Here is a 13,605-nt window from a genome sequence, read left to right as displayed (position 1 = left end):
TGCAAAGAAACTACAATGGACGCAAATTATACCTCTTCAGATTTCCCTGAATGTTTTGCGTAATCTTAATTCGTCTACAATTCTAGCCTTACCATGAAGAAAATGCAATAATTTGGCTTGATTTTTTATTCAAATTTTTTAACTTTTCAAAATTTTGTTTTTAAATTAAAAATACATTATAAAATAGGTACCTAGAAAGAAATATGATTAATGAAATTATCATATAAAAAGCTTTGAACATGCGTTTCACTGTATCGCTTACTCAGTTCATTGATTACATATTCATATCGCCGATATGCTTCCACACCGACAACCGTTTCTGTGATACCATCAAAATCCGAACCAAATCCTATATTATGCTCTCCTCCAAGTGCACAAATGCGTTCCACATGCCGTAATATGTCATCCATATAAGCAGGCCTATGATTAGTTAAAAACTCTGGAACAAATGTTACACCAATTACACCATCTTTTTGAATAAGTGCTTGTACTTGTTCATCTTTCAGATTACGCGGGTGTTGACAAAGCCCATAGCAATTTGAATGTGATGCAATTGGATATTGAGCAATTTCCATCACATCCCAAAAACCTTTTTCATTTAAGTGAGAGACATCTGTCCATAAACGAAACGCATTCAATTCTTCTACAACTTTCTTACCAAACGTAGTAAGTCCCGCTCCTCTTGTTTCCAGCGCTCCATCAGCTAATAAATTCGCATGATTCCACGTAAGTCCCATAGATCGAACTCCTAAACGATAGAGCGTGCGTAATTTAATCATTTCTTTTCCAATCGCTTCGCCACCTTCTAATGTTAAAATAGCACCAATTTCACTTGCTCCTAACTGCTCTATATCTTTTTTTGTCTGAATCAATCTCATGCTCGGCAACGATAAAATCTGGTTATAAAATATATCTATCATAGATAACGCAGCTTCAAAACGCCGCTCATATGAAACGCTTTCAGGTACGTATATCGCAAAGCATTGTATGCTTCCTTTTCTTTTTTCCAATTGTTCAAACGTAATATGTAGAGACGGATCGTTTTGAAAATTCTTCTTTCCTTTTGCATTCCACAATTGCCATAGTACATCACAGTGTGCATCAAACACTTTCACTTTTATTCCCCCTTCCCCATAAAAACAACCTGTTTGCATGGAAGCAAACAGGTTGTTCAAACTTAACGAGGTTCTACAATTAATTTTATTGCTGTACGTTCTTCACCATCAATCATAATGTCTGTAAAAGCTGGGATACAAATCAAATCCAAACCACTAGGCGCTACAAACCCTCTTGCAATTGCTACTGCCTTCACGGCTTGATTTAATGCACCTGCGCCAATAGCTTGGATTTCTGCTGTTCCGCGTTCGCGAATAACTCCAGCAAGTGCACCGGCTACAGAGTTAGGGACCGAAGTTGCTTTAACTTTTAATATTTCCATTCCTCGTTTCCTCCTCGTTTCTTTAAAAAGTATTAGCGATTATTTCACTTTAACTTATATTCACGAGGAAAGACATGTATTCCTGCTAAATTTCTGTAATTTTTCTAAAAAATTAAAATATAATGTTTTTTCTAACTTTTAAAAGGTATTATTCGAAAAATGGCTGATCATCATTAATTAAAATACGTTCAATCTTCTTCGCTTTTCCTGTATTTGGATCCACATCAATTAATACTGCACTTAACTGTGTTCTTCCGTTTGTTACTTCAAAACGTACAGGTAAATTCGTTAAAAACTTCTTCAGTACAGCTTCACGATCCATACCTAAAATCCCATCGTATGGACCAGTCATTCCAACATCTGTAATGTAAGCTGTTCCACTTGGTAAAATACGATTATCTGCTGTTGGAACATGTGTATGTGTCCCTACTACTGCTGTAGCACGTCCGTCTACGTACCAACCAAGTGCTTGTTTTTCACTTGTTGTCTCAGCATGAAAATCAATAAAGATAATATTCGTGCGCTTTTTTGCAATATTAATTAATTCATCCACTTTTCGGAATGGACAATCAATTGGGGGAAGGAACGTACGCCCTTGTAAGTTAATTACCGCTACTTCTGTACCGTTACAATTTACAAAAATAAGTCCTTTTCCTGGTGTCCCCTCTGGGAAGTTAGCTGGTCTTGCAAGATATTTTGCATCATCAATAAATTCAAATACTTCACGATTATCCCAAGCATGATTCCCAAGCGTAACTGCTTGTGCACCACACTCTAAAAAGTTTCGGTAAATTTTCTCTGTAATACCGCGACCACCCGCAGCATTTTCTCCATTAATAATTGTTACTGTAGGTGTATATTTTTTCTTTAACGCTGGTACGTATTGTTGAATCATACCTCTTCCAGGGGATCCTACTACATCTCCAACAAATAATATTCTCATATTTATTACCCTTTCTATGTACTATATAAATACAAATGAAAAAACAACATAAAATCCTTCTTTTTAGATGGGAGAGCGCATCCAACTATGCATAGAAGCGGTCAGATCCTTTTCTTGCCTCATGCCAAGTGAAAACAAAAAGAAAAAACGAGTACAGATTACCTTTTGTTATCCATAGCCGTGGCTTATACGTCGAAAAATCAAAATGGATTTATATACTTATTTTATTACTACCTTACAAGTTGTTTACTTATAAGAAAAACAAACTGCTCATTTAAACTTTTCTTCTATTCTAGCCAATTAGAATTGAAATCGAATAAAGGTGATTTACAAACACTTTATTTTATATTACCCAATCCCAGCACAAAAAAATAAAGTGGTATTTCACCACTTTATTTTGCGTATTCCACTGCACGTGTTTCACGAATAACTGTTACTTTAATATGTCCTGGATAATCCAGTTCATTTTCAATACGTTTTCGAATATCACGCGCTAAACGATGAGCTTCTAAATCATCGATTGTATCTGGTTTTACCAAGATGCGAACTTCGCGTCCCGCTTGAATTGCAAAGGATTTCTCCACTCCTTCATAGGATTCTGAAATCTCTTCTAACTTTTCAAGACGGCGAATATAGTTTTCCAATGTCTCACTACGAGCTCCTGGTCTTGCAGCTGATAGCGCATCCGCTGCTGCAACTAAAACTGCAATAATGGAAGTTGGCTCTGTATCACCATGGTGAGATGCGATACTGTTAATAACAACTGGATGCTCTTTATATTTCGTTGCGAGTTCAACACCAATTTCAACGTGACTGCCTTCTACTTCATGGTCAATTGCTTTTCCGATATCATGCAATAGACCTGCACGTCTCGCTAACTTTTCGTCCTCGCCAAGCTCCGCTGCCATAAGTCCTGCTAAATACGCTACTTCCATAGAGTGTTTTAACACGTTTTGACCATAACTTGTACGGAATTTCAAACGACCTAAAATCTTGATTAAATCCGGATGTAATCCGTGTACACCCACTTCAAATGTCGTTTGTTCTCCCACTTCACGAATATACTCATCCACTTCACGTCTTGATTTCTCAACCATTTCCTCAATACGCGCTGGGTGAATACGTCCATCCTGAACGAGCTTATCAAGAGCGATACGAGCTGTTTCACGACGAATCGGATCAAACCCTGATAGGATTACCGCTTCTGGCGTATCATCAATAATAAGGTCAATACCCGTTAACGTTTCTAACGTACGAATATTACGCCCTTCTCGTCCGATGATACGTCCCTTCATTTCGTCATTTGGAAGATTTACAACCGAAACGGTTGTTTCAGCAACATGATCAGCTGCACATCTTTGCATTGCAAGAGATAAAATCTCTTTTGCTTTCTTATCCGCCTCTTCTTTCGCACGAACTTCACTTTCTTTTACCATAACGGCAATTTCATGAGAAATTTCACTTTCCACTTTCCCTAAAATGATTGCTTTCGCTTGTTCGCGTGTCAGATTGGAAATGCGCTCTAATTCCGTTTGTTGCTTTTGAACTAACTCTCCCACTTTGCTTTCCAACTCTTCAATCTGTTGTTGTCTCGCTACAAGAGATTCCTCTTTCTTTTCTAACATTTGCTCGCGCTTATCGAGCGTTTCGTCTTTACGATCAAGGTTCTCTTCTTTTTGCATTAAACGATTTTCTTGTTTTTGTAATTCGCTTCTACGATCACGAATTTCTAATTCAGCTTCTGTACGAAGTGTATGAATTTCATCCTTTGCTTCTAAAAGCGCTTCTTTCTTAAGTGCCTCTGCTTCGCGATTTGCATCTTCTAAAATGCGTTTCGCTTCGTTTGCTGCACCATTAATCTTCGCTTCTGCAATAGACTTTCGAACAAAAAAGCCAACAACTGCACCGACTGTTGCAAGCAAAATGGAGATGAGTACCCAAACTGTACTACTCATGATTTCACCTCCCCTTGCTATGAATGAAAAAAGACTGTCGGCATGTACATTGATTTGCAACGTACAGCAAAGACCGTCGCCCCGCTTTTTTAAGGGACTTTCTTCATTTCACAATTAAAATGTCATATTATTATTTCGAAAAGGTATAGGACCTACTCCGAATGTTACTTCTCTTCTAGAGAAGAGTGTATCGTATATAAGAAAAAATATACATTCTCATTGTATCTATCGCATTTTTCATTGTCAAGCGTTGTCTACTTTTACTTTCTTTACCTTTGTCATGAAAATCTTCTTTTAACGAAGAAAGTTTATATTCACTAATGATACCAGCTCCTACCAAATCAATTTTCACAAACGAGAGTGCCTTAACGAACAACCACATTACATATTATTTTGGGATAAAAAATAAAAGACACGAAATCGTGTCTTTTATTAGTCAAGAAGAGTTCCTTCTTCTGTGCTCTCAGGTGCAGAATCTTCACCAATCCCATGATGTTCACGAATAAAGAAGGCAATTTCCTCCCTTATATCTTGATTTTCTTTTAAGAACTGTTTCGCATTTTCGCGTCCTTGTCCTAAACGTTCTTCATTATAAGAATACCAAGCACCGCTTTTTTGAACGATATCAAGTTCAGAAGCCATATCTAAAATCTCACCTTCTCGTGAAATACCTTCTCCGTACATAATATCCACTTCAGCAACACGGAAAGGAGGTGCTACTTTATTTTTCACTACTTTTACTTTCGTTTTGTTACCAACAATGTCATTACCTTGTTTTAATTGCTCAGCGCGACGCACTTCTAGACGAACTGTTGAATAGAATTTCAACGCACGACCACCTGGAGTTGTTTCTGGGTTCCCGAACATAACCCCAACTTTTTCACGAATTTGGTTAATAAAGATTGCAATTGTTTTTGACTTGTTGATTGCACCAGAAAGCTTACGAAGTGCTTGTGACATTAAACGTGCTTGTAAACCGACGTGAGAGTCACCCATTTCTCCTTCGATTTCTGCTTTTGGTACAAGAGCTGCTACAGAGTCAATTACGATGATATCAATTGCACCGCTTCGTACTAATGCTTCTGCGATTTCTAAACCTTGTTCTCCTGTATCAGGCTGTGATAATAATAACTCATCAATATTAACACCTAACTTTTGTGCATATACCGGATCCATCGCATGTTCTGCATCAATAAATGCCGCTTGTCCACCTTGACGTTGCACTTCTGCAATCGCATGTAAGGAAACCGTTGTTTTACCTGAGCTTTCAGGTCCGTAGATTTCAATAATACGGCCTCGCGGATAACCACCAACACCTAAAGCTACATCAAGTGCTAACGAACCACTTGGTACTGTAGAAACTCTACGTTCTGCCTGTTCTCCTAACTTCATAATGGAACCTTTACCGAATTGCTTCTCTATTTGTTTTAACGCCATATCTAATGCCGCTTGACGATCACTCATTCAAAATTCCTCCTTAACTGAATTGCTAATCTTATTATACCTATTTTCATATTAATTTGCCAACAAAAATCGAACATTTATTCGATTTTTTTATTTTCTATAGAAGAATGTATGATTTTTCATTACAAAAAAGCTAGAAGAGATTAAATCTCTTCTAGCTTTTTATACAAATGATAAAATCCATATTTTACAGAGCGTTCTCGGACTTGCTGACGACTTCCACTTAATTTAAGAGGGAATACCACTGTCGGCTCATCCTTTATTGCTAACCCAATAAATACAGTTCCTGGTTCTTTATTTTCTGAAAAATCCGGTCCTGCTACTCCCGTGAAGCTAATCCCAACATCTGCCTTCAGCAATGCCTTTACATTTTCAGCAAGATAATGAGCGCATTGTTCACTAACAGCACCAAGTGTTTGTAATGTTTCTTCAGGTACATGTAATATATGTTGCTTTACATCGTTATGATAACAAATTACGCCGCCCTTAAATACAGAAGATACACCAGCATTTTCTGTTACTTGATTTCCAAACAGACCACCTGTTAAACTTTCCGCACACGCTAAAGTTAAACCTTTTTTCTTCAATAAATCAATTGCTTTAGTATGAAGAAAATCTTGGTTATATCCGTAGAAAAATTCCCCTACTCGTTCTAAAATCAAATCTTCTACATGTTGAATAAGTACTTCTGCTTGCTTTACATCATGATGTTTAGCGGTCAAGCGAAGCGTTACTTCTCCATCTGAAGCTAGCGGAGCAATTGTTGGATTTGTTTGCCCGTCAATTAAGTCTTGAACTTTCACTTCCAGTTGGGATTCTCCAATGCCGAAAAAACGAAGAACACGGGAATATATATGCTCTTCAGTTGTAAAGTTACGTAAAAATGGCTCTACATAACTTGTATACATCGGTTGCATTTCTTTTGGTGGACCAGGTAACAAAACATACACTTTTTCGTTCTTAGCTAAGCCCATACCTGGTGCCATACCATGATCATTTGCAAATACAGTCGAGCCTTTTAAAACAAGTGCTTGTTTCTTATTATTTTCTGTGAATTCACGTCCTGTGCGTTTAAAATACTCGCCAATTGACGTTAATGCCACTTCATCATAAACAAGTTCTTCTTGTAAGGTTGAAGCAATGGTTTCTTTCGTTAAATCATCTTTTGTCGGTCCTAATCCACCAGTAAAAATGAGGATATCTGCACGCTTTTCAGCAATTTGAATCGCCTCTTGTAAACGATGATTATTATCACCCACAACAGTATGATAATACACATTAATTCCGATGGAAGCTAACTTTTCAGATAAAAACTTCGCATTTGTATTTGTAATTTGTCCGAGCAACAATTCTGTTCCAACCGCAATAATTTCGGCATTCATTCCGATTCCCCCATAAGCTGTTATTTTGAATTTACAAAAGCAGCTCTATTTTTCCAGAAATAGTCCCAGCCAGAAATAACTGTAAAGAAAAGTGCGATCCATATGAAAATATCCGCAACCGGAATATGGATTAAATTTAACGGTACATCATGCAATAAATACGCTGAAATCGCAATAATTTGCGTCCATGTTTTAATTTTCCCTAACATATTTGCCGCAACAACCTCACCAGTTCCAGCCAGAACAAGACGTAATCCCGTTATAGCAAACTCACGACTAATGATTACAATAACAATCCAAGCTGGTACATATTGCATTTCTACTAATGCAATAAGCGCAGCTGAAACAAGTAACTTATCAGCTAACGGATCAAGAAACTTCCCTAGATTTGTTACGAGATCATACTTTCTTGCATAATGTCCATCAATCCAGTCTGTAGCTGAAGCAACAATAAAAATGATTGCCCCTACTAAATGTTGAATTGGTAAATCTACATTTCCAACTGTATATGTTCCCCAGTTAAAAGGAGCTAACATAATTACTAAAAAAATTGGAATTAGGCAGATTCGAGATATTGTAATTTTATTTGGTAAATTCACAGCTATTCCTCCATCATGTCAAAAACATTTGTTCATTGAAAAAAAGTCATCGAGGCGATGACTGTTATTGTGCAGGTTGCCCTACCCCTAGATTTTTAAACACTAATCTTTGGTGATATTCCTTTTCTGGATCTAATGGGAAAGCAACAACTTGGCCATTCAGTTTAACATCAACATTTGGTGCACTTCCAATGTTAAGATGTACTTCTTTCGCTGTTGTTAAATCATGTTTTTCTGTTTGTCCCTCTTGAAGTGTACCATTAAAAATGGCATTTCCATCCTCATTTTTAATATCTACATAACTTGCACCCTTCGCTGTAATCTCTAACTCAAGTGCTTTATTATTATGAACTTCCAAAGTAGATACCTTTCCACTTGTTCCAACAACCTTCACTTCTTCTTGTCCAGCAGGCGGTTGCTGTGCTGGTGGTTCTTCTTTCTTCGGTTCTTCTTTTTTAGGCTCTTCTTTTTTAGGCTCTTCTGCTTTTACTTCATCTTTCTTTTCATCAAGCGGAGAATTTTTCGCCTTTTGTACTTCTATCTGTTCACTTTTCGTTTGCTTTGCTTGCCCTTCGTCTTTTCCATTTAACCATTGGAAAACAAACCACACAGCTACGCCTAATGTAATTACCAATAATGCAATCAATATTTTAGGCATATGATCTGCTATTGGAAGCGATGCTGCTTTTTGCATCGTTTCTTGCGTCTTTTGACTTTTTGATACTTGCGGTACATCATGAGATTCGGATTGTGGTATTACACTTTGATACTCTACAAGTAACTCTTCTCCGTTTAGACCAACCGCATCCGCATATTGTTTAATAAATGCACGTGCATAAAATGCACCAGGCAATATACTATAATCGCCCTCTTCAATTGTTATTAAATAACGTTTTTGAATTTTCGTAACCTCATGTAGCTGATCAATAGACAAGCCTTTCGCTTCTCTTGCTTCCTTCAGCTTTTGTCCTAATTCCGTCACTACTAACACCTCAATATTTCTTTAAAAGTCAAACATAGAGAAATTACTTTGCGCTCCTTGCTCAATTTCATCTACTAAATTATATTGAATTTCTTCATCATAATCGTTACGCAATTCAATAATATAATCAAAATCATCAAGTGTATATTCTGATTGACTCACAAATACATCTGGATGTTCGACAACTTTAGTTGCGGGTAATCTCATAATTTCACGAACGAGCTGCCAATGCCTTTCATTCGCACGCTTTGTTGAAACAATGCCGTCTAATATAAAAATATTATCGTCACTATACTCATCTTCAATTAATTGACTACGTACAGTTTGTTTAATAAGCGTAGACGAAACAAAAAGCCAACGCTTATTTGCACAAACGCTTGCAGCAACGATAGATTCTGTTTTTCCAACACGAGGCATTCCTCTTATCCCGATAAGTTTATGTCCTTCTTTTTTCATGAGTTCTGCCATAAAATCAACGAGTAACCCGAGTTCATCACGCACAAAACGAAATGTTTTCTTATCATCTGCATCTCGCTGTATGTACCTACCGTGCCTAACTGCCAACCTATCTCTGAGCTTTGGCGGACGATATTTCGTTACCGTTATATTATCCATCGTATTCAAAATTGATTCAAGCCTAGAGATTTGCTCTTGATTATCACACATAAGCAACAATCCACGCCGAGCATTATCTACACCATTAATTGTGACAATATTAATGCCAAGCATACCGATTAACGAAGAAACGTCACCAAGCAAGCCAGGTCGGTTTTTATGTATTTCATACTCAAAATACCATTCAATCATCAGACGTCACTCCCCTTGCTTACTTTACACCTATGTACTATATTATATGATTTTACGTTAATAGGGAAGATAAATGTATAATTGAAGCGTGGTATTTTCAATACCTAAAAAAAAGAGAGGATTTTCTCCTCTCTTTTTTACTTATGCTGTACAAACTTTACCATTAGATTAGCAATTGTATGTTGTTCTTGTTCATCAGCGACTTTCCAAAGCTCCGCCAATAATTTTTCTTGATCATTTCGTGCCTCTACTTCATTTGCCAAATAATCCCCTACACGGAAGGCCATATCTGAAACTGCACCACCATCAAGTCCTTTTCCTTGGGCCTGTTCTAAGCGCTCTCCTAAAAAGCTTTTCCACTGGTCAAAATTATCTAGTACTGACATGATTAAGCACCTCACTATTATAAGTAATCGAATCATGCTTAATTTGTGCAATTCCTCATTTTTTATGTACAATTTTTTATTTTAACAATGCCAGCCGCCATTCACTCCAATAATTTGTCCTGTTATATACGAAGACCCTGGTGATACAAGGAAGGAAACAGTTTTTGCTACTTCTTCTGAAAATCCAATCCTTCCAATTGGAATCTCTTCTGCAATTCCTTTCTTGTCCTCTTCTGAAAACACACTTAACATTTCCGTCTCTATTGCTCCTGGTGCCACTGCATTTACACGTATACCACTTAGCGCAACCTCTTTTGCAAGTGCTTTTACATATGAATTTTGTGCACCTTTTACCATAGAATATAGCACCTCACAAGAAGCTCCTACTTGTCCCCATATAGAGGAAATAACAACGATATTTCCTCTTCGCAGGCGAATCATCGATGGCAGCGCAAGTGAAAAAAGATTATAGACACTCTTCACTTGCAATTCCACCATCTCATTCAATTGCTCATTCGTCACATCTGTTACTAAACCAAATATACTTTTTCCAGCTGCATACACAATAACATCAAGAGGATGATGAATTTGTGCCCAGAGCTTTTGCACACCATCTGGCGTAGCTAAATTAGCTTGAACTGGAATAATGACACCTAGCTCACGCTTTAATCCATTTATTTTTTCTTCACTCTTGTTGTAATGAACATACACCGTATAACCATCTTTAACTAATTGTTTTGAAATTGCAGAGCCGATTCCTCCGCTTCCTCCAGTCACTAATGCAAACTTCGTCATATATACCCTCTCTTATCTTTCCTCTACAGAAAAACTCTTTCAAATCACTAATCTTGTCGTGTATTCACAAACAAATAATACCCCTCACCTTACAATTCAGCAATAGCCAAAAAGTTAGATGAGGGGATACACTGTCCATAAAGTTCTAAATCGTAAGGCTGAAGCCCCACTTATTCACGTTTCATTTTATTTCTTCGGCAAAACTTGACAAATACTCATTCTTTCTTCAGATAAAAATACTTTTGCTGCTTCTTGTAAATCTTGAACAGTTAAGCCCTCTAAAACGGAAAGAGCATCAAATAAACTAGATTCATTAAACGCATACCTTGTGAATTGATTTGCAATGTATTCAGGTGAGTTAAGCGAGCGTAAGAAGCCACCAATTTTCTTTTTCTTCACACGCTCTAGCGTTTTCTCATCTAACTCATTATAATCAGTCTGTAATAAAATACCTTTCAAGCGATCGGCTAGCTCATCTGGCTGTTTCGTATCGCCACCAACCATTGCAAAACCAAAGTTGCTTTCTTCTGTATAATCATAAGAGAATGAATCATCAATGAGCCCTTCATTATATAATGACTCATAATGCGCTGATCCCTTCCCAAATAAATAATCTAAAAGTAATGTAAGCGCAATCTCTTGTTTTAAAAGTTCTTGCCCTTTTTCTTTAAGGCCAGTCGCTTTAATACCGACTAAACATTTCGGCGTCTGAACAGGCATAGAAATAATTTTTTTCTTTTCATTTACTGCTTCTGGTTCATCTTCAAATGAACGTACGATTTCTGGTTGATTTTTATAATCTTTTTTCGCCTGGTTTTCACGTACCAAATTCATTGTTTTTTCTGGGTCAATTGCACCTACAACAAATAACAACATGTTACTCGGATGATAAAATGTTTCATAACATTCATACAATAAGTCTTTTGTAATTTTACTAATGGATTCAATCGTTCCTGCAATATCAATTTTAATTGGATGTTTAATAAATAAACTATCGATTAAACCAAAATACAAACGCCAATCTGGATTATCCTGATACATTTGAATTTCTTGGCCAATAATACCTTTTTCTTTTTCAACTGTTTTTTCAGAAAAATATGGCTCTTGAACGAAATTTAATAATGTATTTAAATTTTGTTCTACATTTGATGTACAAGAAAACAAGTACGCTGTTCTCGTAAATGACGTAAAAGCATTCGCAGAAGCACCTTGCTTACTAAACAGTTGAAATGCATCATGATCTTCTTTTTCAAACAATTTATGTTCAAGAAAATGAGCAATCCCATCTGGTACCCGAACCATTTCTTCTTTTCCCAGTGGAACAAATATATTATCAACGGAGCCATATTTTGTTGTAAATGTCGCAAAAGTTTTGTTAAACCCTTGCTTTGGCAATATATATACATCTAACCCATTTGGAAGCTTTTCATAATAAAGCGTTTCTTTTAATTGTTCATAAGAAATTTTCTCCATCTATTCTCCCTCCGTTCCGTGTAAAAAGTAAATCGTATCTAACTCAATGTTATTGGCAACTTTTACAATCTCCTCTTTCGTAACACGTTCAATCCCACTTAACCATTCCTCTACCGGACGCGTGTGCCCTGCAATGACGCCATGATAAAGCATTTCTACGAACCCACGCGGTGTATCAATCGCCTCTAAAATTTGATTTTGAATGACACTCTTTGTTTGATGCATCTCTTCTTCTGAAAAATCACCGCTTTGCATCGCTTTCATCTGCTCTTTAATAATCTCGACCGCTTTTTCATAATTTTTCGCCTCAATTCCTGACATAACAAAAAGAAGACCTTTATGGCTTTCAAAACGCGATGCTGCATAATACGCTAAACTATTTTTTTCGCGCACATTCACAAATAATTTTGAGTGTGAGAATCCACCAAATAATCCATTAAACAGCTGCAATGCAAAATAATCTTCATCACGGTACGTAATAAATGTACGATATCCAATATTTAATTTACTTTGCTTTAACTCTTGTTTTTCGACAATTTCTTGTTCTTCATTATTTCGCTTATGCAGAACGACATTCTTCTCCTTTGCTGCACGAGGTGCGATTGAAAAGTATTTACCTACTAGGTCAATCGCATCATCAGCTATGTCACCTATGATATATAGATCCATTTCATCTTCTGCCAACATCTTTTGATAATAGCGGTATAAAGTTTCATTCGTAATGGAAGCAACACGCTCTTTTTGACCATTTGCACTTAAACGATATGCTTCTACTTTACACATTTCTTCAATTAATCGTTCATTTGCATAGCGCATTTTATCATCATATGTAGCCTCAATTCTTTGCACGAGCGCTCTTTTTTCACTTTCTACAATTGATTGTAAAAAACCGTTTCCTTCTGTTGCTGGATGCAATACAATATCAGACAGCATAGACAGCGCTTTTTCAAAGAGCGGCGGTGCATCCTGTAAATATGTTTCATTGGCAATATCGACATAAATAGAGACAATATGATCTTCCCCTTTTTTACTTACATCTACGGCTAGGGAAGAACCGTACAATTCCTCTAAATATTGACGAAGACGAATTACGGATGGGAATTTTTCTGTTGCACTTTGTAATACATATGGTAATAAAGCACGCTCTGTCACCGTTTCTTCATTCAATGGTGCTTTAAAACGAAATACAAATGTATTTGTTTTATATTTATCTGTCGGAATGATATGTACACGCAAACCACCTAATTCATGCATTTGCTGTTCCATCAGTTTCATTAATAGCCCTCCTTTACGTATGTAGGAATATTCCTTTTCAATATACAGTTTTTAGAAACAAAAAATCAAATTTTCTCCCTTATATATCTTTTCCTCAAACAGTTTA

Annotated in this window: 13 protein-coding genes; all 13 read right to left on the bottom strand. The window is 36.7% G+C overall.

The features are described from left to right. Nucleotides 1-191 precede the first annotated feature (191 nt). The 13 genes from KFD70_RS23100 to yfmF all read right to left on the bottom strand — a co-directional run bounded on the left by KFD70_RS23100 (nt 192) and on the right by yfmF (nt 13,499). Nucleotides 192-1,154: a dipeptidase gene (locus KFD70_RS23100; RefSeq protein WP_336453196.1), complete on the bottom strand. Its 963-nt coding sequence runs from the start codon at nt 1,152-1,154 to the stop codon at nt 192-194. A gap of 23 nt (nt 1,155-1,177) precedes the next feature. Beyond that, nucleotides 1,178-1,438, bottom strand: coding sequence for a stage V sporulation protein SpoVS (gene spoVS / locus KFD70_RS23095; RefSeq protein ID WP_000404341.1), 261 nt, complete (start codon nt 1,436-1,438; stop codon nt 1,178-1,180). Nucleotides 1,439-1,586: 148 nt separating this feature from the next. Further along, nucleotides 1,587-2,381: a TIGR00282 family metallophosphoesterase gene (locus KFD70_RS23090; protein ID WP_003199419.1), complete on the bottom strand. Its 795-nt coding sequence runs from the start codon at nt 2,379-2,381 to the stop codon at nt 1,587-1,589. A 392-nt stretch (nt 2,382-2,773) separates the two neighbouring features. After that, on the bottom strand, nt 2,774-4,336 hold the full coding sequence (gene rny, locus KFD70_RS23085; RefSeq protein WP_336453169.1) for a ribonuclease Y: 1,563 nt from the start codon (nt 4,334-4,336) through the stop codon (nt 2,774-2,776). Between the two features lie 432 nt (nt 4,337-4,768). Then, nucleotides 4,769-5,800, bottom strand: a complete 1,032-nt coding sequence (gene recA / locus KFD70_RS23080; RefSeq protein ID WP_336453170.1) for a recombinase RecA — start codon at nt 5,798-5,800, stop codon at nt 4,769-4,771. 143 nt (nt 5,801-5,943) lie between these two features. Further along, nucleotides 5,944-7,182 carry a competence/damage-inducible protein A gene (locus KFD70_RS23075; RefSeq protein ID WP_336453171.1) on the bottom strand — a complete coding sequence of 413 codons (1,239 nt, stop codon included), beginning with the start codon at nt 7,180-7,182 and terminating at the stop codon, nt 5,944-5,946. Between the two features lie 20 nt (nt 7,183-7,202). Beyond that, complete coding sequence (pgsA, locus tag KFD70_RS23070; RefSeq protein ID WP_336453172.1) at nt 7,203-7,781, bottom strand: CDP-diacylglycerol--glycerol-3-phosphate 3-phosphatidyltransferase; 579 nt, start codon at nt 7,779-7,781, stop codon at nt 7,203-7,205. A 64-nt stretch (nt 7,782-7,845) separates the two neighbouring features. Beyond that, nucleotides 7,846-8,763, bottom strand: a complete 918-nt coding sequence (locus KFD70_RS23065) for a helix-turn-helix domain-containing protein (RefSeq protein WP_336453173.1) — start codon at nt 8,761-8,763, stop codon at nt 7,846-7,848. A 21-nt stretch (nt 8,764-8,784) separates the two neighbouring features. Beyond that, nucleotides 8,785-9,570, bottom strand: a complete 786-nt coding sequence (locus KFD70_RS23060; RefSeq protein WP_336453174.1) for a DUF3388 domain-containing protein — start codon at nt 9,568-9,570, stop codon at nt 8,785-8,787. 137 nt (nt 9,571-9,707) lie between these two features. Next, nucleotides 9,708-9,956 (bottom strand): DUF3243 domain-containing protein, encoded by a 249-nt coding sequence (locus KFD70_RS23055; protein ID WP_000114454.1) that lies wholly within the window; start codon nt 9,954-9,956, stop codon nt 9,708-9,710. Between the two features lie 81 nt (nt 9,957-10,037). Continuing rightward, nucleotides 10,038-10,751 (bottom strand): elongation factor P 5-aminopentanone reductase, encoded by a 714-nt coding sequence (ymfI, locus tag KFD70_RS23050; protein WP_336453175.1) that lies wholly within the window; start codon nt 10,749-10,751, stop codon nt 10,038-10,040. Nucleotides 10,752-10,937: 186 nt separating this feature from the next. After that, nucleotides 10,938-12,224: an EF-P 5-aminopentanol modification-associated protein YfmH gene (gene yfmH / locus KFD70_RS23045; protein ID WP_336453176.1), complete on the bottom strand. Its 1,287-nt coding sequence runs from the start codon at nt 12,222-12,224 to the stop codon at nt 10,938-10,940. Next, the gene (yfmF, locus tag KFD70_RS23040) at nt 12,225-13,499 is read right to left on the bottom strand and encodes an EF-P 5-aminopentanol modification-associated protein YfmF (protein WP_336453177.1); all 1,275 of its coding nucleotides are present in this window, start codon (nt 13,497-13,499) and stop codon (nt 12,225-12,227) included. It lies immediately after the preceding gene. Nucleotides 13,500-13,605 lie beyond the last annotated feature (106 nt).

It is taken from the genome of Bacillus pfraonensis, from assembly GCF_050768835.1.
In the GTDB taxonomy this organism is placed as follows: domain Bacteria; phylum Bacillota; class Bacilli; order Bacillales; family Bacillaceae_G; genus Bacillus_A; species Bacillus_A pfraonensis.
The sequence above is the reverse complement of the archived record's forward strand: the minus strand, read 5'-3'. Positions and strand labels throughout refer to the sequence as shown.